Annotated in this window: 21 protein-coding genes; 7 read left to right on the top strand and 14 right to left on the bottom strand. The window is 68.1% G+C overall.

Features of this window, described 5'->3' with window-relative positions:
• The first annotated feature begins 66 nt into the window (after positions 1-66).
• Complete coding sequence (locus tag ACQP2E_RS05090; RefSeq protein ID WP_433828709.1) at positions 67-1,206, top strand: ROK family transcriptional regulator; 1,140 nt, start codon at positions 67-69, stop codon at positions 1,204-1,206.
• A gap of 151 nt (positions 1,207-1,357) precedes the next feature.
• Complete coding sequence (locus ACQP2E_RS05085) at positions 1,358-4,141, top strand: glycoside hydrolase family 3 C-terminal domain-containing protein (protein ID WP_433828708.1); 2,784 nt, start codon at positions 1,358-1,360, stop codon at positions 4,139-4,141.
• A gap of 953 nt (positions 4,142-5,094) precedes the next feature.
• Here ACQP2E_RS05085 and ACQP2E_RS05080 read toward each other — a convergent pair.
• Positions 5,095-6,840 (bottom strand): cellulase family glycosylhydrolase, encoded by a 1,746-nt coding sequence (locus ACQP2E_RS05080; protein WP_433828707.1) that lies wholly within the window; start codon positions 6,838-6,840, stop codon positions 5,095-5,097.
• A gap of 546 nt (positions 6,841-7,386) precedes the next feature.
• Here ACQP2E_RS05080 and ACQP2E_RS05075 point away from each other — a divergent pair.
• Entirely contained in the window at positions 7,387-7,938 is a 552-nt protein-coding gene (locus ACQP2E_RS05075; RefSeq protein WP_433828706.1) for a hypothetical protein, read from the top strand.
• Between the two features lie 15 nt (positions 7,939-7,953).
• On the opposite strand, the gene ACQP2E_RS05070 is transcribed toward ACQP2E_RS05075, so the two are convergent.
• From ACQP2E_RS05070 to ACQP2E_RS05060, 3 genes are all read right to left on the bottom strand, one after another.
• On the bottom strand, positions 7,954-8,568 hold the full coding sequence (locus tag ACQP2E_RS05070) for a GNAT family N-acetyltransferase (RefSeq protein ID WP_111648189.1): 615 nt from the start codon (positions 8,566-8,568) through the stop codon (positions 7,954-7,956).
• Between the two features lie 9 nt (positions 8,569-8,577).
• Positions 8,578-10,158 (bottom strand): APC family permease, encoded by a 1,581-nt coding sequence (locus ACQP2E_RS05065; protein WP_433833770.1) that lies wholly within the window; start codon positions 10,156-10,158, stop codon positions 8,578-8,580.
• 62 nt (positions 10,159-10,220) lie between these two features.
• Positions 10,221-10,871, bottom strand: a complete 651-nt coding sequence (locus tag ACQP2E_RS05060; RefSeq protein WP_433828705.1) for a GOLPH3/VPS74 family protein — start codon at positions 10,869-10,871, stop codon at positions 10,221-10,223.
• A gap of 255 nt (positions 10,872-11,126) precedes the next feature.
• Between ACQP2E_RS05060 and ACQP2E_RS05055 the strand changes: the two genes are divergently transcribed.
• Positions 11,127-11,975, top strand: coding sequence for a helix-turn-helix domain-containing protein (locus tag ACQP2E_RS05055; RefSeq protein ID WP_111648191.1), 849 nt, complete (start codon positions 11,127-11,129; stop codon positions 11,973-11,975).
• A gap of 41 nt (positions 11,976-12,016) precedes the next feature.
• Positions 12,017-12,232, top strand: coding sequence for a DUF397 domain-containing protein (locus ACQP2E_RS05050; RefSeq protein ID WP_111648192.1), 216 nt, complete (start codon positions 12,017-12,019; stop codon positions 12,230-12,232).
• 175 nt (positions 12,233-12,407) lie between these two features.
• Here ACQP2E_RS05050 and ACQP2E_RS05045 read toward each other — a convergent pair whose 3' ends face one another.
• Positions 12,408-13,181, bottom strand: a complete 774-nt coding sequence (locus ACQP2E_RS05045) for a hypothetical protein (RefSeq protein ID WP_433828704.1) — start codon at positions 13,179-13,181, stop codon at positions 12,408-12,410.
• 89 nt (positions 13,182-13,270) lie between these two features.
• Complete coding sequence (locus ACQP2E_RS05040; protein ID WP_433828703.1) at positions 13,271-13,573, bottom strand: hypothetical protein; 303 nt, start codon at positions 13,571-13,573, stop codon at positions 13,271-13,273.
• Positions 13,574-13,749: 176 nt separating this feature from the next.
• Between ACQP2E_RS05040 and ACQP2E_RS05035 the strand changes: the two genes are divergently transcribed.
• A complete protein-coding gene (locus ACQP2E_RS05035; protein ID WP_433828702.1) occupies positions 13,750-15,612 on the top strand; it encodes a diguanylate cyclase domain-containing protein in 1,863 nt (620 codons plus the stop codon).
• Here ACQP2E_RS05035 and ACQP2E_RS05030 read toward each other — a convergent pair.
• On the bottom strand, positions 15,597-17,027 hold the full coding sequence (locus tag ACQP2E_RS05030) for an LVIVD repeat-containing protein (RefSeq protein WP_433828701.1): 1,431 nt from the start codon (positions 17,025-17,027) through the stop codon (positions 15,597-15,599). The genes ACQP2E_RS05035 and ACQP2E_RS05030 overlap by 16 nt on opposite strands.
• Positions 17,028-17,337: 310 nt before the next feature.
• Between ACQP2E_RS05030 and ACQP2E_RS05025 the strand changes: the two genes are divergently transcribed.
• Entirely contained in the window at positions 17,338-17,829 is a 492-nt protein-coding gene (locus ACQP2E_RS05025; protein WP_433828700.1) for a DUF305 domain-containing protein, read from the top strand.
• On the opposite strand, the gene ACQP2E_RS05020 is transcribed toward ACQP2E_RS05025, so the two are convergent.
• Genes ACQP2E_RS05020 through ACQP2E_RS04990 form a run of 7 tightly spaced genes read right to left on the bottom strand, consistent with a single transcriptional unit; the run spans position 17,826 to position 23,554 of the window.
• On the bottom strand, positions 17,826-18,551 hold the full coding sequence (locus tag ACQP2E_RS05020; protein WP_433828699.1) for an SDR family NAD(P)-dependent oxidoreductase: 726 nt from the start codon (positions 18,549-18,551) through the stop codon (positions 17,826-17,828). The genes ACQP2E_RS05025 and ACQP2E_RS05020 overlap by 4 nt on opposite strands.
• A 30-nt stretch (positions 18,552-18,581) precedes the next feature.
• The gene (locus ACQP2E_RS05015) at positions 18,582-19,403 is read right to left on the bottom strand and encodes a helix-turn-helix transcriptional regulator (RefSeq protein WP_433828698.1); all 822 of its coding nucleotides are present in this window, start codon (positions 19,401-19,403) and stop codon (positions 18,582-18,584) included.
• 54 nt (positions 19,404-19,457) lie between these two features.
• Positions 19,458-20,033 carry an FIMAH domain-containing protein gene (locus tag ACQP2E_RS05010; RefSeq protein WP_433828697.1) on the bottom strand — a complete coding sequence of 192 codons (576 nt, stop codon included), beginning with the start codon at positions 20,031-20,033 and terminating at the stop codon, positions 19,458-19,460.
• Positions 20,017-21,252, bottom strand: a complete 1,236-nt coding sequence (locus ACQP2E_RS05005) for a cytochrome P450 family protein (protein ID WP_433828696.1) — start codon at positions 21,250-21,252, stop codon at positions 20,017-20,019. Before ACQP2E_RS05005 ends, ACQP2E_RS05010 begins: the two co-directional genes overlap by 17 nt.
• A 24-nt stretch (positions 21,253-21,276) precedes the next feature.
• The gene (locus ACQP2E_RS05000; RefSeq protein ID WP_433828695.1) at positions 21,277-22,074 is read right to left on the bottom strand and encodes an ABC transporter permease; all 798 of its coding nucleotides are present in this window, start codon (positions 22,072-22,074) and stop codon (positions 21,277-21,279) included.
• A complete protein-coding gene (locus ACQP2E_RS04995; RefSeq protein ID WP_433828694.1) occupies positions 22,071-22,808 on the bottom strand; it encodes an ABC transporter permease in 738 nt (245 codons plus the stop codon). Before ACQP2E_RS04995 ends, ACQP2E_RS05000 begins: the two co-directional genes overlap by 4 nt.
• Complete coding sequence (locus ACQP2E_RS04990; RefSeq protein ID WP_433828693.1) at positions 22,805-23,554, bottom strand: ABC transporter ATP-binding protein; 750 nt, start codon at positions 23,552-23,554, stop codon at positions 22,805-22,807. Before ACQP2E_RS04990 ends, ACQP2E_RS04995 begins: the two co-directional genes overlap by 4 nt.
• Positions 23,555-23,566: the final 12 nt, after the last annotated feature.

Raw genomic sequence — 23,566 nt, 5'->3', positions numbered from 1 at the left:
CGCGCCCACGGCGGAGTGGTTAGATGACCGTGAAGACGGCTGAGAGCGGAGCTTGACTTGAGGACCATGGGCTTCACTGACGTCCGGGCCACGAACCTCGCCGTGGTCCTGCGTCATCTGCGGACCAACGGGCCGAGCTCGCGCGCCGCCATCGCCGCGTCAACCGGGCTCAACAAGGCGACCGTCTCCAGCCTGACCAGCGATCTCATCGACCACCGGCTGCTGCGCGAGACCGGATCGAGCGGCAACCGGATCGGGCGACCGGGGACCGCGCTGGCGCTTGACGGTTCCGCCTTTGCAGCGATCGGCATCCAGGTCGCCGCCGACCATCTGATCGCCCTCGCGGTCGACTTCGCCGGCGAGCAAGTCCTGCTCTGGCACCGAGCGCTGGCACAGGAAGGCGGTCGCGCCACCGGCGCGATCATCACTCTCGCTCAAAAAGCAGCCACCCGGGTACGCCAACAGGGCCGCACCGTCCTGGGCCTGACCCTCGCGGTACCCGGCCTGGTCGGTGAGGACGGCACGGTCCACCTCTCCCCTGCCCTGGGCTGGTCCGACGTGGACCTCCAAGGGTTGGTGGCGTCCTCCCTGCGACAGCCCGGACTCGTGGTAACCGCAGCGAACCAAGCCGGCCTGGCAGCCATAGCCGAACGACGAGCCGACGACATGATCTTCGTGACCGGCACGGCCGGCATCGAGGCGGGCATCATCGCCGACGGAAAACTCCTGCACGGCGCCCGCGGCTTCACCGGTCAGATCGGCCGCTTCGCGCTCGGCCCGGCCGGTTCGCCCACCCTGCACGACCTGGCCGGCATCGAGCCGCTGGTCCGCCGCGCCCTGCAGGGATTCGACCCGGAGTCGCTGACCGATCTTGGCCCCGCCGTCGAGCAGGTCATCGTCCTGGCCCGCGCCGGTGACGCCGGCGTACTCACCGCACTCCGGGACACCGGCCGCCATCTGGGGCAGGGCCTGGCGATCCTGGCGAACCTCGCGGATCCGTCGGTGATCGTTCTCGGTGACCACTACGCCTCGCTGGCCGAGTGGCTGATCCCGGCGGCGAAATCCGAGCTGGCCGGCCACCTCCTCGCCCCGGACGGCGCTGAGCTGATCGCGTCCGAACTGGGCCTGCACGCCGCCGCACTGGGTGGCGCGATCTCCCATCTGGAGCGGGTGGACAGCGGCAGATCGATGCCGATTACTGCCTAAGATCGATGACTGCAACTCCTTGACCCCGGCCGACCGGGATGCGAGCCTCAGGGAACCCCGACCGAAACATTTGCGAAACCCACTCGCGCGCTCGGTTGTCGAAGCGCTTCGACATGCCGGCCCATCCCCTCGGCCCTCGAAGGAACGCGTCGTGACCGAATCCCCTGTCTTTCGGGACCCGCACCACAAGGTCGCCGCCCGGGTCCTGGATCTGCTGAGCCGGCTGAGCCTCACCGAGAAGATCGGCCTGCTCAACCAGCACCAGGCCGCGGTGCCCCGGCTCGGCGTCGACGCGTTCCGTACCGGTACCGAAGCGCTGCACGGCGTCGCCTGGCTCGGCGTCGCCACCGCGTTCCCCCAGGCGATCGGGCTCGCCAGCAGCTGGAACCCGGAGCTGCTGCGCCGCGTCGGCGAAGCGGTCGGCACCGAGGTACGCGCAATGCACCACCGCGACCCGCAGAACGTCGGCCTGAACGTCTGGGCCCCGGTGGTCAACCTGCTCCGCGACCCGCGCTGGGGCCGCAACGAGGAGGGGTACGCCGAAGACCCGTGGCTCACCGGAACACTCAGCACCGCGTACTCACGGGGCCTTCGCGGCGACCATCCACTGTGGCTGCGAACAGCACCGACGCTGAAGCACTTCCTCGCTTACAACAACGAGACCGACCGCTGCCTCACGTCGAGCAACATGCCGCCACGGGTGCTGCACGAGTACGAGCTGCCCGCGTTCCGGCACGCTCTCGCCGATGGCGCGGCGGTCGCCGTGATGGCGTCGTACAACCTGGTCAACGGCCTTCCCGCGCACCTCAGCCCAATGATCGAGGACACACTGCGATCATGGTCCGAAGAGGACATCATGGTCGTCGGTGACGCGTGGGCCGTGCACAATCTCGCCGGCGACCAGCATTGGTACGAAGATCACGTGGCGGGCTTCGCGGCGGCCCTGCGCGCCGGAATCGACTGCGTCACCGAGGATCTGCCCGCGACTCTGTCGAACTTCACTGCCGCACACGAGCGTGGCCTGATCACCGAGTCGCACATCGACGCCGCCGTCCGCCACATCCTCTCGATCCGGGTGCGGCTCGGCGAGTTCAACCCGGTCGAGGACCCGTACCGGCACATCGGTCCCGAGGTGATCGACTGCGCCGAGCACCGGGAGCTTGCCCACGAAGCCGCTGTAGCCTCGGCCGTGCTGCTCACCAACGACGGGATCCTGCCCCTCGATCCGGGCACCGCAGGCCGGATCGCGGTGATCGGTCCGCTCGGTGACCAGGTCTTCGACGATTGGTACAGCGGCACGCTTCCCTACCGTACGACGTTGCGCGCCGCCTCCGGCGCCACCCTTTTCGCCGAAGGCGTGGACCGCGTCGCCTTGCGCTCCGCGTCCGGCTTCCTCTGGGCGTCTCCCCATTTGCGGGTACGCCCCAACGACGCCGAAGTCGTCCCCGACGAAGCCCTGTTCGATGTGCTGGACTGGGGCGAGGAAACCATCTCGCTGCGGTCCGTGGCGACCGGCCTCTTCATCGGCGCCGACGACGACCACCTCGTCACCGACCGGCCGGGCCCGAACGGCTGGGAGGTCCGGGAAACGTTCCGCCTTATTTCCGTACCCCAGGGTGTTGTCCTGAGACACGCCCAGAGTGACCGATTCTTGAAGGCCGGCGACGACGGCCTGGTTGGTTTTTCCGCTGACGACCCGACCGTTTTCACCGTGGACGTCCTGGTCGACGGGGTGACCGCGGCCGCTGAGGCGGCGGCCTCGGCGGACGTGGTGCTGCTGGCCCTCGGCAACCATCCGCTGGTGGCCGGCCGGGAGACCGCGGACCGGCGCGACCTGGACCTCCCCGGCACCCAGGACGATCTGATGCGTGCCGTGCGGGCCGCCAACCCGCGAACCGTGCTGGTGCTGACCAGCAGCTATCCGTACGCGATCGGCTGGGCCCGGGACAACCTCCCGGCCGTGCTCTGGTCCGCGCACGGCGGCCAGGAACACGGCGCCGCCCTCGCCGACGTCCTGTTCGGCCGCGCCGAACCCACCGGCCGGCTCACCCAGACCTGGTACACCGACGACGGCGACCTGCCGGACCTGCTCGATTACGACATCATCGCGTCCGACGCCACCTACCTGTACTTCCGCGGCGTCCCACTGTTCGGTTTCGGCCACGGACTCGGGTACACCACGTTCCACTACGAGAACCTGCGCTTGAGCTCTGATTCCGTCGACCCCTCCGGCACGGTGACCGCCGAGATCGACGTGATCAACACCGGCTCGCGCCCCGGCGACGAGGTGGTCCAGCTCTACACCCGCCAGCAGCGCTCCCGGGTCAAGCAGCCGCTGCGCCAGCTCCGCGACTTCCGCCGCATCCACCTGCTCCCCGGCGAACGCACCACGGTGACGTTCACCCTGCCCGCCAACAGCCTGGCCTTCTGGGACGTCACCCGCTCCCGCTGGGTGGTCGAGGACGCGACGGTCACCATCGCGGTGGGCCGCTCCAGCACCGACTGGCGCCAGACCGCGCCGCTCCGCGTCCGCGCCGAAACCATCCCACCCCGCTGCCCCACCTTGCGCCTGACCGACAACGATGGGTACGCGGGAACAACCCCAGTCCCGGTGCCCGGCACCGACTCGGGCGAGGGTTTACGCAGCTTGACGGCGGACGCGTGGGCGGTCTTCGACGACGTCGATTTCGGCCAGGGCCGGGCGCGAGTGAGGGTGCGAGGGCAGGCCCCGGAGATCTCATCGGCGTTGATCACCATCCGGTTGGACGACCCGATCGCCGGGCAGGTGCTGGCGATCCTCCCGATGCCGGTGTCCGCAGAACTGGACCAGCTGACCGAGGTGTCCGCCGAAATCCCCCGAATCCCAGGCCACCACGATGTCTTCATCCAGTTCAACGCGCCACACATAACAGCCACAACAGTCCACTTCGACTGACCGGCCCCCGCGCCCGCGAGCCGCAAGGCGCGAGCCGCGAGCCGCAAGGCGCGAGCTGCGAGCCGTGAGCCGTGAGCCGTGAGCCGCGAGCCGCGAGCCGCGAGCCGCGAGCCGCGAGCCGCAAGGCGCGAGCTGCGAGCCGCGAGCCGTGAGCCGCGAGCCGCGAGCCGTGAGCCGCGAGCCGCGAGCCGCGAGCCCACGGTGTGCCCTCGCCAACCCAAGCCCAGAGCCCACCGTGTGCCCTCACCAACCCAAACCCAGAGCCCACCGTGTGCCCTCACCAACCCAAACCCAGAGCCCACCGTGTGCCCCGACCACCCACTGAGTGTCGGGTTCGGGTTCAATCCGCACCCGATCTCGACACGCACGAACCGGGCATCTCGGCGACGGACCAGCCTCCGCAAGTCGTGGCCGGCCGCGGCGCAAGATCCGTCGAGTTCTGCCGTGGATGAAGGCGGACGATCAAAGCACGCAAGCGTTCTGCGTACGTTCGCCGCCCCCGAGACGGTGATAAGCGCACACGAACGCGTCTTCCATGCGCTCACCGCCGCCATCGGAGCACACCGTGTGCGCCTGTCACCCCGGCTGCCCTGCCAAGCAAGCCCGGACTGGGACCCGGAACCTACAAAATGCGACGAATCCGGCGCGCGCGACGTGGATGAGGTCGCACACAACCGTTCCGTGCGCCTTCAACAACGCTATAGCCGAGCCAGGAGCCCACGAACGGCTTAGGTGCGCCCCCATCACCGCTGGGCTGCACTCGTGAGCCCTCATCCGCCCACCCAAGACCAGAGCACACCGTGGGCCGCCATCCGCCCGAGGCCGGAGCACACCGTGGGCCGCCATCCGCCCGAGGCCGGAGCACACCGTGGGCCGCCATCTGCCCGAGGCTAGAGCACACCGTGGGCCGCCATCCACCCAAGACCAGAGCGCACGGTGGGCTGCTGGGCATGTCAGGCGCTGGGGGTTCCAGTCACCTCTGTGGCTGTGCGGGTCACTGTGTAGGGCACTGTGTCGCCGCTCCAGAAGTGGAATGTCACGGTCACCGGCTCGGACTCGCGGACCTCGGCGAAGAAGTCCGGGGTCAGGCGGATTGTGCCCGCTGCGTAGTCCGGGGCGAAGGCCCTGTCGAACTCCTTGTAAGCGGTCCAGCTGTGCGGCCCCGCGTTCGAGCCGTCCGCGTAGACCGCCGTCATGGTGGCCAGCCTGTCGCCGTTGAAGGTGACCGGTACCCGGAAGTCGGCGCTCGTTCCCGCGACCGCCGACGCTGACGGCTTGTCGAACGAGACCACGTCGAGGCGCCACGGCACGCCGCGGGAGAAGCGCAGTGACAGCGAGGCCTTCACCCCGTACCCCTGGGGCTTGGTCAGTCGCGTGAGCAACGCTGCGGTGAGGGTGAGTTGATCGCCGGAGATCTGGTAGTCGGGTCCGCGCCGCAGGGTGCTGTTGCCGAGACGGATCTGGGTGAAGCCGGTGCCGTTCGGGTTCAGCTTGATCGTGGCCGCGGCGGCCGGCGTCGCGCGGCGCACGAAGACGAGGTCGCTCGCGGCGGTGCCGGATCGGGTCTGCCAGCCGGACCGGATCTGGGCGAAGAGTTCCGGGTCGCGCCAGGCGGATGACAACCGGTCGAAGTGCTGGCCGTTGTCCCACAGCATCGTGGTGACGCCGCGGGTGCGGGCCTGGTGGCCGAAGAGTTCGAAGAACTTCAGCTTCTCGCCCTGTTCGATCGTGCCGGTGTGCCGGTCGAAGCCGAGCAGGCCGTACTCACCGATGATCACCGGGATGCCGCGGGCGACGAACGTGGTGTGTATCCGGGTGAACGTGTCGAGCAGGTCCTGCTGGGCGGTGGCGTCGAAGCGGTATCCGCCGGCGACGTTCACGCTGAACGGCCAGTATCCGTAGTAGTGGACCGTGGCAATCAGATTCGGATCGTCCAGAAGATCGAACGAGGAAGCCAAGTTGTCCAGGTGCACCTGGTCGGCCGAGGTGTGCAGGGTGGGCAGCACCAGCAGGCGGTTGGTGTTGCCGCCGCCCGAGCCGCGCACGATCCGGTGGAAGTTCGTGTTCAGCTCGGCGAGCAGCGCGGCCGGGTCACCGCCGGCGAACTGGGGCTCGTTGACGCTCTCCAGCACCAGCTTCGACGGGGCATCCCGGAAGGTCGCGGCGACCTGGGTCCAGATCGCGGTGAAGCGGGCCAGCACGGTGTCATGGTCGGACGCCATCCCGTTGATCCACTGCCAGGAGTCGTGGTGGATGTCGAGCATCACGTAGAAGCCGCCGTCGATGGCCCAGCCGACGACCTCCTTCACCCGGGCGAGGTACGCCTCATCGATCGTGTAGTCCGGCGCGGGTCCCTGGTGCTGACCCCAGGTGACCGGGATCCGGATGCTCTTGTAGCCCTGCGCCCGGATGCCGTCGAGCAGCTGCGGGGTCACCCGCGGGTTGCCCCATGACGTCTCGTCGTCGCCGGTGGAGTCGAACGTATTGCCGAGGTTCCATCCGGGCTGCATGGCGGCGACCGCCTGAGCCGGGGTGCGTGCGGCCTGGGCGGACGCGCCGGCGGATGACACGCCGGCCTGGGCGGATGTGCGGGCGGACGGCGCTCCGGCCTGGACCGGGCCGGGCGAGGTGAGGATCGAGCCGATGACCAAGGCGAACGCGAGGCCGGGGCCTCCGAGTCTGCCGAGTAAGCGCGACATGACGCTCCTGCCGGGAACGGGTGGGTGCGGGAGATCGGGAGCGCTCCCACTCTGATCACGGCAGACTAAGTATGGACGTCAAACTATGTCAATGAATGCATGGAGGCGGGCCACCCGAGGACGAGAGGGGGATGCGCACCTCGCCGGGATGGCCCGCGACAGCCAGTCGCAAGGCGACCCCGTCGCGTCGTCGAAGGCTGCGCCCTGGGCGAGCACACCGTGCTCATAACGCGGAGGCTAGTACTCGGTGCATTCCGCAGAAAGGCTGATCCACGAAATACTGAACTTCTTTAAAAACCGATTCCAGCGGCTCCAACGAGAATTGCCAGCAAGGGCTTGGACGGGTTGATCTCTGCGACTACCTGCAACTACGCAACTTGCATGATCGTTTATCGAAAGGCATCCCTCCAAACTGGATTGGCACATGATTTTGAGGATTACGCATTGTCGTGCCCCTATTGCAGTTCGTACTCTGTGGTCAACTGTTATCGATCGACTTGAGTACGAGAGCGGGACCGCTCGGCACGGTCCCGCGGGGGAGCTGCCATGCTTGTCAAAGTCATCGACCAGATCACCGACGAGATGAACGACGCCGCATGGGACCTGTACGAGGGCGCTTTCAAAGACGTTCGTGCCCTCGCGGTCCAGCGCCACCTGATGTACCGGGCGGAGTTCGACCAGGTGATGTTCGATCCCCGCATCGACAAGTACCTCTGCCTGGACGACGGCGGCAAACTCTGCGGGGTGTCCACGTACACAAATGATCTGTATGCGATGCCACTGATCGCACCCGAGTACTTCGAACGCCGCTGGCCCGACCTCTACGCACAGAACAAGATCTGGTACTGCGGTTTCGTAGCGGTCGCTGAGGACGCCCGATCCACCCGGGCATTCGCGGAGCTGGTCGAAGCCATGTACCGCACTGCCACGGATCGGAACGGGATCATCGCACTCGACTTCTGTCGTTACAACGACGACGAACGCAACATGTCGAAGGTGATCCGGTTGATGTTGCGCCGGCTCTCCGGTGGCACATTGGAAGCCTCGTGCATGGACCAGCAGTCATTCTGGATCTACGAGTTCCCAGCGGCTGCGTGAACGGAGCGGTTTAGATCAGGCCATCGGCGCCCTCCACATGCACCAGAGCGGAGGTCCGTCGGGTAGCTCGATCACGGACCGGACCTGGTATCCGTGCCGGAGGTAGAGGTCGCGGTTTCGCGGATCGTTCGCCTCCAGATAAGCCGGAAGCCCGGCCCGGTCCAGCCGGGCGTGGTGCCGGTCGAGCAGGGCGCTGCCGATGCCGCGGTTCTGCTCGCCCGGACGCACCGCGAGGAACGCCAGGTAATGATGCGGCTCAAGCGGGTGGTTCTCGTCGAGTACCGCGTCCAGCTGCTGTGCGCGGTCGAACGCCGTGTCGCTGGCCTCCTTGAGCCGGCGCTCGTAATCGACAGGCGGCGGGATCATCGCGGTGAGCGGGAACCAGAGCGCGACGCCGCTCATCCGGCCGTCGTCGGCGTCAGCGGTGCTGTAGACCTCGCCGTGCCGCAGGGCGTGCTCCACAAAGATCTCGAAGTACCGGGACGTGTTGTTCCGGCGTACCAGCATGTCCGGCTGCATCCAGCGGGCCACCGGGCCGTCCCACATCGCGTCGGCCACAAGATTGGTGATCTCTTCCGTGTCGAACGGCGACACGTGCCGGATCACGAGTTCCTGAATGGCGTACGTCATGGATCTTCCCTACTTGATCGACGGAAGTTGGTGATCGCGGTATTCGTGCGGGTGCTGAGGGTGCTGCGGGTTCTGCGGGTTTTGCGAGTGCGAGTGCGGGCGAGTCAGCGCCGCGTAATCGACGACGTTGCGGCCGTCGGCACCCCGGCCGATTCCCGCGTACACATCCGGCCTGGTGCGCCGCATGATCAGCGCCCAGATGAACCCGATGCTCGCGCAGATCAGGTATCCGACCTGGAACACCCAGTGGAAGACCGAGCCGGACTCCACCTGCAACAGATCGCCGAGACCGATCACAGTCGCCAGCAGAATGATGCTGAGCAGGAAGAATGCCACGATCGGTGCGATCCGGCCACGCCAGATGTTCTCGCCGCGGGAGTGCTGGACGAAGAACGCGATCACCGCGGCCGAGGCGGCCCACATCAGGATCAGGATGCCGAGGCCACCGATGACGGTCAGCCACGCGAACAGGTGAACCAGCGGGTCGATCTTGAGAGCCCCGTACGCCAGCAGCACCACGAGAGCCAGCGCGCTCTGCGTGATCGAACCGACCACCGGGGCGCCGGTACGCGGATGCGCGTACCCCCAGCGACTCGGCAGCACCCGCTCACGGCCCAGTGCGTACTGGTACCGCGAGACGGCGGCGTGGAAAGCGAGCAGGGCGGCGAAGATACTCGTCATGAAGAGCAGGTAACCGATGCTGATCAGCGTCGACGGCACATGTGGCGCGACCAGGCTGAAGACCAGGTTCGTCTCCTCGCGCCGGGCGTCCGCCACGATCCGGGTCGGGCCGGCCGCGACCGACATGGCCCAGGCCGACACCGAGCAGAGGATGCCCGCAAGGATCACGCAGAGGTGGGTGGCCCGGGCGATCGTACGTTTCGGGTCCTTAGCCTCCTCGGAGAGCACGACTGTCGCCTCGAACCCGGTGAACCCGCCGATCGCCAGCATCATCATCGCGACAACCTCGGGGCTGAGCAGCTGTGCCGGCGCCAGCGAGGCGAAGCTGACCGAGCCCTCCGCCGGGTTGCCGACCATCACCAGGTCGTAGATCACCACGACCGCGATCTCGGCGATCAGCAGCACGCCGAGCACCTTGCCGCTCAGGTCGACCCAGAGCATGCCGAGCACCGCGATCAGTGCCCAGGCGACAAGCGCGCAGGCTAGCCAGGACGCTTGCAGACCGACCGCTTCCAGGACCGCCGAGGCCACCACCCCGAAGAGCCCGAAGAGCCCGATCTGCATGAGCGAATAGGAGACCAGAGCGACGAAAGCCGCCGAGACACCGAGCTCACGACCCAAACCATGACTGATGTACGAGTAGAAGGCGCCGGAGTTGACGATGTGCCGGCTCATCGCGACGAACCCGACCGTGAAGATCGAGAGAATGCCCGCGACAACGAGGTAGACAAGCGGCACCGCCGTGTTGCCGACCACCGCGTAGATCGTCGAGATGGCCCCGATGATCACGGTGAGCGGCGCCGCACCGGCAACGCCGAAGAAGACCACCGACGAAACGCCGAGCCGGTTGCTGGCCAGCGCCTGACTCACGATGTCGGGGCCGGTGCCGGAACTCCTCTGGAGGTCCATCAGCATCGTGCCGGCCCACTGATCAACGTTGTTGCGCCGGCGCTGGTGGCGGCCGGCCGGGCTCACCGGCGGCCCACCGCGAGCGCGGTGCCCACCGACTGCTCGGTGCACTCGACGATCTCACGGAGATCGTTGGGCAGCGAGGAGATCATGGCGGGCAGGGCATGGTAGATGTGCGGGTAGTTCTCGAATCCGTACATGACGTGGCGGGTCAGGCCGGTCGCGACCACCAGACCGACGAGCATCCGGTCGGCGATGTTGAGGTCCATTCCGCGTACCAAAATGTTCGCGATCCGAGTGGAAGCCCAGGCGGCGGCGTTGCGCTGCCGCGCGGTGTTGGGCATGTAGAGGGTCTGGGTCGAACCCAGCATGCGGCGGCGGGTCACCATCTCGACGGCGCCCACCCGCATCAGTCGCTCAGCCACCCGCAGGCCCGCGTCCTGGGACAGGAATGCCAGCCAGGTCCGCACGTCGGTGTGCTGCGACTGGGCACTGAGCAGGTCCAGAACATCGTGGGTCAGCGCGTCACGCGGCGGGTGACGGTCGACGATGAACAACTCGTTGTCGGCCACGCCGATGCGGCCTTCGAGCACTAACTCCGAGAGCAGCGCGGCGGCCAATCCGAGGCCGGTCGCACGGGGATGGAGCCGGGATCGCCCGGTACGGTCCTCGTGTGCGATCAGGTAGTACTGGTCAGCCAACACTTGCGCCACGCCCCTTAGACGCCAGTTCCAATGATCATTTCTCTATGTGTAGGAAAGAAGACAGAACTCGATGTCCGCAGCATCATGTACCCAACATCAAGGTCAATACAAGAAGTACTAGACTTCTTATTCAGGCCCCGCAGTGTCACACTCCTATTTGGATCATCATATTCGCGATCATGAAGGAGCGTGATCTTGAATGGGTTGTTCGACCACGAGGAACCGACCGTAATATCGACTTCATCAGGACGGTAGGGAGTCCAGGTGTCCGATATAGAGGGTCCGACGCTGCGACGCCGCCGACTGGGCGCGGAGCTCAAAAGATGCCGGGAAGCAGCCGGCCTGACGCAACAGGATGTGTCCCGGCACTTCGAATGGCACGCCGCCAAGGTCACCCGGATCGAGACCGCACGGGTGGCGGTGACGCCGCGCGACGTGCGGGACCTGCTGACCCTTTACAACGTGCGCGACCAGGGATATCGCGAGGCGCTGGTGGAGCTCGCCCGGCTCTCGCGTGAGCGCACCTGGTGGACCGATTACCGGGACATCCTGCGTCCCGGCAACTTCGTCGGGCTGGAGGCCGCCGCCTCGTCGATGCGCGCCTGGGAACCGATCATCGTCCCGGGCCTGCTGCAGACCGAGTCGTACATGCGGGCACTGATCAGGACCGGTCGTTCATCCGACACGGCTCAGCAGATCGACAGGCGCGTCGCGCTGCGCATGACCCGGCAGAGCCGGCTCGGCGGCGAACGCCCGCTGGAACTCTCCGCCGTCATCGACGAATCCGTGGTGCGCCGCGTCATCGGCGGCGAGGACGTCATGGCAGAGCAGCTGCAACATCTGATCGATACAGCTAGATTACCGAATGTAATGCTTCAGATCCTGCCGTTCAGCGCCGGGGAACATCCGTTCCTAGGCGGCTCAGCAGCACTTTTGGAGTTCCGCGAGACCACCCATTTGGATGTTGTCTACCTCGAAGGCATTGCGGGAGACTATTACGAAGAGCAACCAGACGAGGTTGCCCGGTACCGACAGGAGTTCGAGCGAATGAGCGCTAAGTCGCTCGATCATCGGACTACGATAAAGATGATCGAGAGTCTGCTCGTCGCGTAGCGCTCCCGAAGAAATCTCATATCGAAGGGAGGTGCTCGAGTATGCTCGCGCACCAACTCGACGGTGCCGTCTGGAAAAAAGGCAGTCGCAGTAACGGCAGCGGTGGCAGCAACTGTGTCGAGGTCGCATTCCTCGACAAGGAAATCGCCGTCCGTGACAGCAAGGACCAGGCGGGCCCGGCTCTCATGTTCACGTTAGCGGAGTGGACCGCTTTCGTGGACTCCGCCAAGGACGGCGAATTCGATATCAACTCGTGAGAGCCTACCGATAGGCGCGCACCGATGGAAGTCCTGAACAGCTAGATCGACTTTCGCGATGTGCGACTTGAGGAATGCCACGGCGTCTCCCCGTGAGGCGCCGTGGCATCGTCATATCTGCCGCACCCTCCGGCAGCGGATGATGACAATCGGTCACGCACCGAGGGGGCAGGGCTCAGGCGAAGGCCGGGCGGAAGGCTCCTCGGGTGGTGACACGCGGCGCCGGGATCAGGTGTTCGACCACCGCGGCCCGGGCCTGCGCGACCACTGCCTCATGTGCCAGGCTGTCCCGGTTGCGGCGGGCGCCCAGGGCGTCACGCCAGGCCGCGCGCTCGTCGGCCACGGCACGCTCGTACACCCGCGCCAGGTACCCGGCGCTGACCCGCTGCACGACCAGCTCCTGCTCGGCCGGGTGCAGCCGGGCATCCCACCCGTTACGCCCGCTCAGCGCGTCGGCGACCGCCTCGGCGGGCAGCTCGCCACGGCCGGCGGCCTCCTGAACGGCACGGTGCAGGAAGCGCTCGCGGTACGCGTACTCATGGGTGGTCCTGGCCGCGTAAGGCGTGCCGAAGGCCGCCGTGGCCCGCCCCCTGGCCCAGCGCGCGTCCGCGGCCTGCCAGGCCTCCCAGGTCGCGTCCACCGCCGCGTCGGCCGCCTCCCAGTGCCCCTGCCAGCGCTGCGCGGCGTACCCGGCCTGATCGGCCGCGACCTGGATCTCGTCGGCATAACGCACCGCCTGGACCGCCTCGTCGAGGCGCCGCTGGCGCAGCTCGTCGCGCTTCTCGGCGCGGCGGCGCAGGAAGCCCACCGTGTCGATCAGGGCGCGCCCCGGGTTGCGCACGTTGTGCGGGCTGGCCAGCACCACCAGAGCCGGCAGTGTGAGCAGCATCAGTGCTGCCCAGATCGCCATCGGGGCCGGTTGGGTCAGCATCTCAGCAACGATGTTCATGGTTCGGTTCCGTCCGCTCGTTTCGCGTTTCCCGCTCTCCCCTGGCATGCGTCGACCCACGGCCAGCGCAGCACGCTGTCCGAAAAGGGTCAGGCGAGAGAAGCGGGCGGTGCCCGCGAGCCGGCGGCGCCGGCGACGGTCTGAGCGCGCAGAACGCGCACGATCGCGATGGCCGAGCAGGTGCGAACCGAACTTTCCTGAGTACGCGCGGGAGCGTCACACGCGTCGGCGGAGGCCGCTTGAACCGCCGCTTGATCCGCCGTGGAGGAGGCGGAGATGCTGTTCGCGCTCGGGCGCTGCACGGCAGAGGCCGGTGCAGTGAAGAAGGCCAGAACGAGCGCCAGCAGAACAGGCAACGACCGGAGCAGAACGCTGCGGTGTGTCGTGGCCATGGGACGAAAGTACCGATTTAGACCCAAAAGTCCGATCTTGGCGCGCCGGACGGTCACCCGATCCGGCTACGTGAATCGGATAGATCCCGCGCGGAGAGGATCACTCAGTTTCGCGCCTGTCCCGCCGATGGTGGAGATCGACCGGAAGCCATCCGGGCACTCGGACAGGAGCGATCATGCAGATGCGCGCCGCGGTCAGAGACCCGGTTCTGCTGGCGCTCCTGGCGACCGGTCTGCTGCTCGCCCCGTGGTTCCTGGCCGGACCGGGCGGCACCACCATGCCCTGGGTGATCCAGGCGGCGCTGGACGTGCTGATGGCGTACATCGCGTGGCGGCTGGCCCGGCATCCGGAGATGCCCGCGGCCGGCCGGCGGTTCTGGCAGGTCGTGATGATCGCCTGCGCGTCCTGCGCGATCGGTGACACGTACCAGTGCCTGATGGTCGTCGCGAACCCCGGGACCACCCGGATCAGCCTGGTGCAGACGACGTTCGTGGTCGCAGGGATGGCCACCGTGGTCGTGGCCACGCTGCGGCACCCGCTCGGCGGCGCGGGGCGGCAGCGTCTGCGGCTCTGGTTCGACACCGCCACCGTGCTCACCGGCGTCGCGGTCTTCCTCTGGTACTTCCTGCTCGCCGAGGAGCTCGGCGGACGGTACGACTCGGACCGCTGGGCCGCCTCGGCCACAGCGGGCGTGATGCTGCTGATCGCGTTCGGAGTTCTCAAGCTGATCCTCAGCGGGACGGCGCCGTTCACCCGGCTGGCAGGCTCCGCGGCGGCGCTCGGCGTGGCCGGCACCGCGCTGGCCGCTCCGATCACCACTGGGCTCGTCGGCGACCCCGGGCCCGGGCTGATGACCGTGGTGCAGCTGCTGCCGTGTGTGCTCACCACCGCGGCGCTGCGCCTGCAGCAGCTCCAGGCCGGGCTGCTGACGCCACGGCTGCCCGGCGCTCTCGGTCCGCGGTCGAGCCGATTGCCGTACCTCGCGGTGGTCGCGACCCAGCTTCTGCTGGTCTGGTCGCTGCGGGAGAGGACGATCGACAGCCGGCTCTGGGGCGTCGCGATCGGCGTCGTGGTGATCACCGCGCTGGTGCTGGGCCGGCAGCTGGTGGCATTCCGGGACAACGAGCGCCTGCTCGGCGAGCTCGACGAGCAGCGTGAGCGGTTCCGGGCCCTGGTGCAGAACACCTCCGACCTGACGCTCGTTGTCGACCCGCTCGGGAAGATCGGCTATGCCAGCCCGGCCGCTGAGCGGGTGCTCGGCCTTACGCCGGAGCAGCTTCTGGAGACGAACCTTTACGACCGTACGCATCCGGACGACCTCGCCGGCCTGAGCGAGCTCTCCAAGCAGCTCATCGCGCGGCCCGGCCACGGCGTCACGATCCAGGTCCGATGGCGGCACGCGGACGGCTCACACCGGTGGCTCGACGTGGTCAGCACCGACATGCAGCACAATCCCAGCGTCGGCGGGGTGGTACTCAACGCCCGCGACGCCACCGAGACCCGGGCGCTGCACGACGAGCTGCGCCGGCAGGCCAGCCACGACGCGCTCACCGGGCTGGCGAACCGGGTGCTGCTGCACCGCCGGCTTCAGGAGTCGGCGGCCGGCACGGTCAGCATGCTGCTGATCGACCTGGACGGCTTCAAACAGGTCAACGACCGGCACGGGCACCACGCCGGCGACATCGTGCTCCAGACGGTCGCGGAGCGGCTCACCGGGATGCTCGGCGCCGGCGAGCTGGCCGCACGGCTGGGCGGCGACGAGTTCGCGGTGCTGCTGCCCGGCACCGCCAAGACGGAGGCCACCAACCTGGCCGAGCAGATCGCCGCGGTGGTGGCCGAGCCGATGATGGTCTCCGGCCAGTGGCTGAGCGTGGGCGCCAGCGTCGGTGTCGCCACCGGAACACCGGGCGAGGGCGACGGCCTGCTCCGCGAGGCGGACGCGCTCATGTACGAGCGGAAGAAGGCCAGAAAAGCCGGGGGGACCGCCCTCACGGACGATCCCCCCGGTCTAGCTACGACACATCACCAGCGACGGTAGTTGTCCTGGGTCTGCGCGTTGAACTGCCAGGTGCGCTCACGCTCGGCCTTGTCGATCCGGCGGTCGCTCACCTCCAGGACGTCCAGACCCTTCTGGATGTCGTTGGAGTAGATGAAGCCGTTGTACCAGTACGCCGACCACGAACCACCGGTGATCATGCGCTCGGTGCTCAGCGGGCCCCGCTCCCAGTACGCGATCTCCTTGGGGTTCTTCGAGTTGGTGAAGTCCCAGATCGAGATGCCGCCCTGGTACCAGGCCTGAACCATGATGTCCTTGCCCTTGACCGGGATCAGCGAGCCGTTGTGCGCCACGCAGTTCTCGGTCGCGGCGTTCTCCCGCGGGATCTTGAAGTAGCTCTGGAACTCGAGCGAGACCTTCTTGCCCTTGCCCTTGAGGTGGTAGATCGCGTCCGCGCCACGGTTCGGCCCGATCGCCGGGTTGCAGGTGGCCTGGCCGCCGCCGCCCAGCTCGTCGGTGAAGACGACCTTGGTGCCGTCGTTGTTGAACGTGGCCGAGTGCCAGAACGCGAAGTTCTCGGTGTCCCGGACCGTGGTGAGCACCTTCGGCGCCACCGGGTTCGAGATGTCGAAGATCGCGCCGTCACCCATGCACGCGCCGGCCGCGATGTCCTTCTCCGGGTACGCCGTGATGTCGTGGCAGCCCGTGGTCGGGTAGCCGTCGGCGTCACCGGGGAAACCTCCGTCCGGGAAGAGCACCGGCGTGGCGACGACAGCCGCCGCGGCCGGGTTCTTCAGCGGAACCTTGACGATCGAGATCTTGTCGTGCGGCAGCGCGCAGTTGGGCACGCTGGCGCCGGACAGGTTGTAGGACGACACGTACAGGTATACCGACTTGTCGCGGCCCTTGCCCGGCACGATCGTCTGGGTGTGCGAACCGCAGTCGGTCTTCACCGCGGCGACGTACTGCGGGCTCTTCGGGTTGCTGATGTCGAAGACCTTGATGCCTTCCCAGCGCGGCGTCTCGGCCGGCGACGTGCCGGGCACCGAGGTGCTCGCGCAGGAGTCGTCGGAACGCTGCGCGTCGGTGGCCAGGAAGAGCAGGTCTCCCCAGATCGAGATGTCGTTCTGCGCGCCGGGACAGACCACGACGGCGGCGACCGACGGCTTCCGCGGGTTGCTGATGTCGTAGACGGTGAACCCGTTGTAGTTACCGCCGTACGCGTATTTGCCCTGGAACGCCCAGTCCGAGTTCAGGGAGTTCTCGGCCGCGAACGGGGCGGCCTTCGGGATGTTGGCGATCTGCTTGAGGTTGGAACTGCTGCGGATCTCGTCAACCGCCGGAATGTCGGCCACTGCGGCCTGGGCGGGCGCTACGGCCAGGAAGCTGAGCAGGACTGCCGCAGCACCAATACTGGACAGGCGCTTGAACCGCCCTCGTGGGGCAGGGTGCTTCATGGAGCTCCTTCCGGGTACGGAGCCACCGACGACACACCGCGAGTCGTGTCGCGAGCACCCCCGGTGACAGCGATATCGGTCGTTACGATAGCTGTCGAATGTTGAGTTGGGGACCCTTACCGAAAAGGAAGCAATGAATCGCCGACACACACGGAGCCGGGCGGCCGTCGCCCTCGCGGCCGTCGCCGCCGCCGGGATCGCTCTGGCCGCCTGCTCAGCGGACGACAGGAAGCCCGTGGCTCAGTCGTCTGCCGTCTCATCCTCGCCGGTTCCGGTGCTGCTGCCGGGCCGTCCGGGAGAATCGGCCGCAGTGTCCGATTCTGATCAGGTGAAGGCGCCCGACGGGACGGCGTACAACTCGATCGACGTGGCGTACGTGCAGATGATGATCGCCCACCACGACCAGGCTGTGGCGATGGCCGACCTGGCGCCCGGGCGAGCCGGCAACAGCGCGCTGAAGCGGCTCGCCGAGCGGATCAGCGTCGGCCAGAAACTCGAAGTCGATTACCTGAAGTCCTGGTTGAAGGACCGGAACCAGCCAGAATCCGATCCCGGCCACGACCACTCGACGATGCCGGGCGGACAGAGTCCGGAGAAGATCGCGGCTCTCACGGCGGCCACCGGCGCCGGATTCGACCGCCTCTTCGTGTCCATGATGACCGAGCATCACAAGGGCGCACAGCAGATGGCCGGCGATCTTCTGAAGAGTGGTGTGGACGAGCGACTGTCCGAATTGGCCAATGAATCGGCGGTCGAGCAGATCTCCGAGATCCGGCGGATGGCCCAGCTCGAGATCGCTTAGAGCAGCATGCCGCCCGAGGCCTCGACGCGCTGGCCGGTGATCCAGCCGGCGCCGGCGCCGAGCATCGTCGCGATCGCCGCGGCGATCTCCTCGGGCCGGGCAACCCGGCCCAGCGCGGTCACGCTGCCGATGTGGGCGCGCACCTGCTCGTTGTCACGGAGCGCGCCGCCACCGAACTCGGTGCCGGCCGGCCCGGGCGCCACCACGTTGGCGGTGATGCCGCGCGGGCCGAGCTCCTTCGCCAGGTACCGGGTGAAGACCTCGACCGCGCCCTTCATCGCGGCGTAGGCCGCGTAGACGCCCTCGCCGGTGAAGCGGGTCAGCCCGGTGGAGAGGTTGACGATCCGGCCGCCGTCGGCGATCAGCGGCAGCAGCTTCTGGGTCAGGAAGAACATGCCGCGCCAGTGCACGTTCAGCATCTCGTCGAAGGCCTCGACCGAGGTCTCGGCGATCGAGCCGGCCGCGCCGACGCCGGCGTTGTTGACCAGGAAGTCGAAGTCCGTCCGGCCGAACCGGTCGGCCAGGACCTGACGCAGCGAGTCGGCGAACGCGTCGTACGCGCCGAGGTCGCCGACGGTGAGCGGCAGCGCGACGGCGTCGATCTTCTCGCCGGGGTCGCCGCGGTACGTGTAGATCACTTCGACGCCGGCGTCGATGAGGGCGAGGGCGGTGGCCCGGCCGAGTCCGCGGTTGCCACCGGTGATCAGGGCGATTTCGGACATGGTGATGCCTTTCTGTTTGTTATTGCGGATTTAAGCGTTTACCGCGGTGAGGAGCTGGAGTTTCTCGTGACTCGCTGAGCCGGGCACCGCGGTGAAGACCAGCAGGGTCTGCATCTGGTCCGGGTCGAGCAGGTTCTGGCAGTACAGGTCGAGGGGGCCGAGCTGCGGGTGCAGCAGCGTTTTGCGGTCGGTGTGCGCGAGGCCGACCTCGTGATCGGCCCAGATCTCGGTGAACTCCGGGCTCACCGCCAGCAACGCCTCGACGATCTCGCCGGCCCGGCTCTCCGGCGCGGCCGCGTACGCCCGCCGCAGCTGAGCAGTGAGGATCCGCGCGTGCCTCGGATGGTGCTCCTCGGGGTAGATCCGACGGCACTCCGGCTCGGCGAACCACCGGTACCACGCGCTGCGCGCCAGGCCGGTGAACCGGGTCTCGTCGCCGACGAGCGCCACCGCCATCGGGGTCTGCACCAGCGTCTCGCCCCACCGGGAGATGACCATCGCCGCGGTGTCGTCGAGCCGGTCCAGGATCCGCATCACCCCGGGGCTGATGTGGTCGTCGCGCAACGCCCGCTGCGGCACCGGGTGGCCGCCCAGGCGGAACAGGTGATCCCGCTCCTCCAGTCCGAGGTGCAGGGCCCGGGCCAGCGCCGCGAGCATCTGCTCGGACGGGGCCGGGCCGCGCTGCTGCTCGATCCGGCCGTAGTAGTCGGCCGACATCCCGGCCAGCGACGCGACTTCCTCGCGGCGCAGGCCACCGGTCCGCCGTCGTGCGCCCCGGGGCAGCCCGACGTCCTCCGGCTGGAGCGCCTCACGGCGAGTCCGGAGAAAGTCGGCCAGCTGCTCTCGATCCATGTGACCAGTCTGGCCCGGTTGTGCGTACCGATGAAGGCCGAACTTATCCGGGGATCAGTTGTCCCTGGTTGACGGCAGGGCCGCGCCGATCTGGGTGGCGCCGGCCGCGAGGGTCTGGAAGCCGGCCTCGCTGATGTCCTCGTCCTCGCGCAGGTCGGCGAGTTTCTTGACGAACTCCGCCAGCTTGCGGGAGGCCTTCTCCGGATCCTTACGAAGCCGGGTCTTCAGCTGCTCCAGGCGCCGGTTCAGCGCTTCCGCACCCTTACGGTCCAGCTCGCCGCGCTTCTCCAACGCTCGCACCACGGTCGCCAGCTGGGTCACCAGCTCGGCCGGGCCGGCCGGCACGGCCGTCGGGGGTTTCGGCGTGGGCGACGTGCTCGTCGGGGCCGCCGAAGGCTCGTCGAGCGGCGCGTCCTCGGTGATCACCACGCTGGGCGCGGCGATCGGCACGGCCGGTGATTCCGGGTCGTCGTCCCCGCCGGACGAAATGATCGCCACGGCGACCGTCACGAACAGCACGGTCGCCGCCGTGACCGCACCCAGGATCTTCAGACGCTGGTTCGCGCCCTGCGGCTTGACCCCGGGCAGCTTGGTCGTCGGCGAGTAGTACGGATCATGAGGGACGGACACGGCCGCCATCATGCCAGGTCCAGAGCGACACCGGCAGATCGTGCAGCCCGCGCAACAGCAGACCCGGCCGCCACCGCAGGTCTTCCGCGGCGATCGCCAGCCGTAGATCCGGGTGGCGGGTCATCAGCTGGGTGAAGGCGATCTGCGCCTCCATCCGGGCCAGCGGCGCGCCGAGGCAGTAGTGGATGCCGTGGCCGAACGCCAGGTGCGGGTTCTGCGTGCGGTCCAGGCGCAGCACGCCGGCGTCGGGGAAACGAGCCTCGTCACGGTTCGCTGACAGCAGCACGACGATCACCGGGTCGCCGGCGCGCACGGTGACCCCGCCGATCTCCAGGTCCTCGGTGGCGACCCGGAACGTGGAGGTCTCGACCGGTCCCTCGAACCGCAGGAACTCCTCGATCGCGGTGGGCAGCAGCGCCGGCTCGGCACGCAGCCGTTCCCACTGGTCGCGGTCGCGGAGCAACAGGTAGGTCCCGTTGCCGATCAGGTTGACTGTTGTCTCGTGGCCGGCGATGAGCAGCAGGAAGACCATCGAGGAGAGCTCGGACTCGGTGAGCCGGTCCTCGGAGTCGCGTACCTGGATCAGCCCGGAGAGAAGGTCGGTCCCGGGGGTCGCGCGGCGCTCGGCGATCAGGGCGAGGATGTAACCGACCATGGCGCGGATCGCCGGTTCCAGCCGGTCGCCGGACTGCGATCCGGCAACGATCACATTGGACCAGTCGCGGAACGCGTCCCGGTCGTCCGGTGGCACACCGAGCAGCTCGCAGATCACCTGGATCGGCAGTGGGAACGCGAACGCGTCGATCAGATCGACCTGGTCCTTGCCCTCCATCGCGTCCAGCAGATCGCGGGTGATCTCCTCGATCCGCGGGCGCAGGCTCTCGATGCGCCGGGCCGTGAAGGCGGCCGAGACCAGGCGGCGCAGCCGGGTGTGGTCGGGCGGATCAGCGGCCAGCATGTGCCGGGAAAGGATCGAGGCAGGGCTTGCCGCCCGGTTCGCCGCCTCGGACGAGCCGACCGAGAAAGCGGACTGCTTGGAGAGGCGCGGGTCGGCCAGCGCCCGGCGGGCGTCGTCGTAACGCGTGACCACCCAGGCGCTCAGCCCGCTGGGCAGCCGGGTGCGCCGGACCGGGCCGGTCCGGCGCCACGCCGCGTAGGTGGGGTGCGGGTCCGCCTGAAACTCCGGATCGATGAAGTCGACCTCAAGTCCCCGTGTCACCCCAACCACGATACCTGTCGATACCTACAGGGTGCGTCCCGTCCGCTCCGGGGCGTACCGAGCCAGGGTGAGCTGCTCGGCGAAGCTGATCAGCGTGTAGAGCACGATCGACGCGACGGTCACGATCGTCACGCCGGTCCACATCCGGTCCAGCTCGAACGTCGTCACCGAGGCGAGCATCAGGTAACCGAGACCCTTGCCGGTGGCGAGCCACTCGGCCAGCAAGGCGCCGACCAGGGCCAGCGGCGCGGCCACCCGCAACGCCGCGAAGAGCGCCGGCAGAGCGCCGGGCAGCTGTACGCGGAACAGGGTGCTGTAAGCCGAAGCGCCGTACGCCCGCATCAGATCCAGCGACGACGGGGTGACCGCCCGCAGCGCCAGCGAGACGTTGACCAGCACCGGGAAGAAGGTCACGATCCCGGCGATCACGGTGACCGCGACCAGTCCGCGCCCGAAGATCAGCGCGATCAGCGGGGTCATCGCGACAAGCGGCACCGCGCGCAGCGCCATCGCGACCGGCAGCAGCGTCTGCTCGACACCCTGCCAGAGCGCGAACGCGATCGCGGTCGCCAGGGCCGCCACCGTACCGAAGGCCAGGCCGAGCAGCGCGTCCACCGCGGTGACCTTGAAGGCCTCCCACAGCAGCTCGCGTTCCGCCCCGTTGGCCGGATCGGTCACGAAGTTCCAGACGTCGATCGGGCCGCGGGTCAGGAACGGGTCCAGCTCCAGGCCCTTGACCAGCAGCTGCCAGACACCGCAGATGACCGCGACCGACAGCAGCGCGCCACCGAGCCCCTTGAGGAACTTCCATGCCGCCTTCATCGGGGCGCCCACGGGGTGAGCAGCCGGCCGGCCAGACCGGTCAGCGCGTACGCGAGACCGGAGAGTGCCGTCGCCACCAGGGCGATCCCCCACGTCCGCTCGACCGCGAGGCTCTGCTGCGAATTGATCATCGCGACTCCCAGTCCGGACTCCGCGCCCAGGTACTCACCGATGATCGCGCCGAGCATCGCGGCCGGCGCGGCGATCCGCAGACCGGCGAAGAGGCTCGGCAGACAGGCGCGCAGCCGCACCCGCCATAACTGCGTCCACCGCCCTCCGCCGTACGCGCGAATCAGGTCGAGACTTGTCGCGTCCGCACTGCGCAGCCCGACCAGCGCGCCGACCAGGGTGGTGAAGATGACCGAGATGGCGGCCAGGATCACCTTGGAGGTGTCGCCGCTGAACAGCACCGCGAGCACCGGCCCGATCGCGATCACCGGCAGGCAGTAACTGACGAGCGCGAGCTGGAGAAGCGCCCGCTCGATCAGCGGTATCTGCACGAAGAGCACGGCCAGCACGATCGCGATGGCGTTGCCCCACAGCCAGCCGAGGCCGGCCTCGCGCAGGGTCGCCTCGGCGTTCGGCCAGTAGAAGCCGAAGCCGTCGGTGCCGAGCTGGGCCAGGATCGCGGTGGGCGGTGGCACCGCACGGCTGTCGGCGAAGACCGTGCGGCCCAGCAGCTCCCAGACGGCGAGCAGGCCGAGCAGGCCCGCCGCGCCTTTGAGGGACTTCATTCGCCGTTCCCGAACAGCAGCGCGCTCAGCTGGTCCTCAAGTTCGTGGAACCGGGCCGTGCGCATCATCTCGGGCGTACGCGGACGGGGCAGGTCGATGTCCACCTGCGCCACGATCCGGCCGGGCCGCGCACTCATCACGGCCACCGTGTCGGCGAGGAACACCGCCTCGGCGATCGAGTGGGTGACCAGCAGCGTGGTCGTTGCCCGCTCGCTCCAGATCCGCTGCAGTTCCAGGTTGAGGCGCTGGCGGGTCATCTCGTCGAGCGCACCGAACGGCTCGTCCAGCAGCAGGATCCGCGGTTCCACCACGAGCGCGCGGGCGATCGCCACGCGCTGCCGCATGCCACCGGAGAGCTGGGACGGGCGGGCCTCCTCGAAGCCCTCCAGACCGACCAGCTTGATCAGGTCGGTGATCGTGGCGTCGTCCACCTTCACCCCGCTGACCTCCAGGGGCAGCCGGATGTTGGCTTTCACCGACCGCCACGGCAGCAGTGCGGCGTCCTGGAACGCGATGCCGAGGTGGTGGTTGCGCCGGGTCGCGGCCGGATCCTCGCCGTGCACGAAGGCCTCACCCGAGGTGGGGCGATCGAGGTCGGCGAGGATCCGCAGGATCGTGGACTTGCCGCACCCGGACGGCCCGAGCAGCGCCACGAACGCGCCGGCCGGAGTGTCCAGGTCGACGTTGTCGAGCGCGGTGACAGTCGACCGGCGGATCGTGAACTGCTTGGTGAGCTTGCGCAGCACGATCCCCCGGTC

Source organism: Actinoplanes sp. CA-015351, assembly GCF_050955685.1.
Lineage (GTDB): Bacteria > Actinomycetota > Actinomycetes > Mycobacteriales > Micromonosporaceae > Actinoplanes.
The sequence above is the reverse complement of the archived record's forward strand: the minus strand, read 5'-3'. Positions and strand labels throughout refer to the sequence as shown.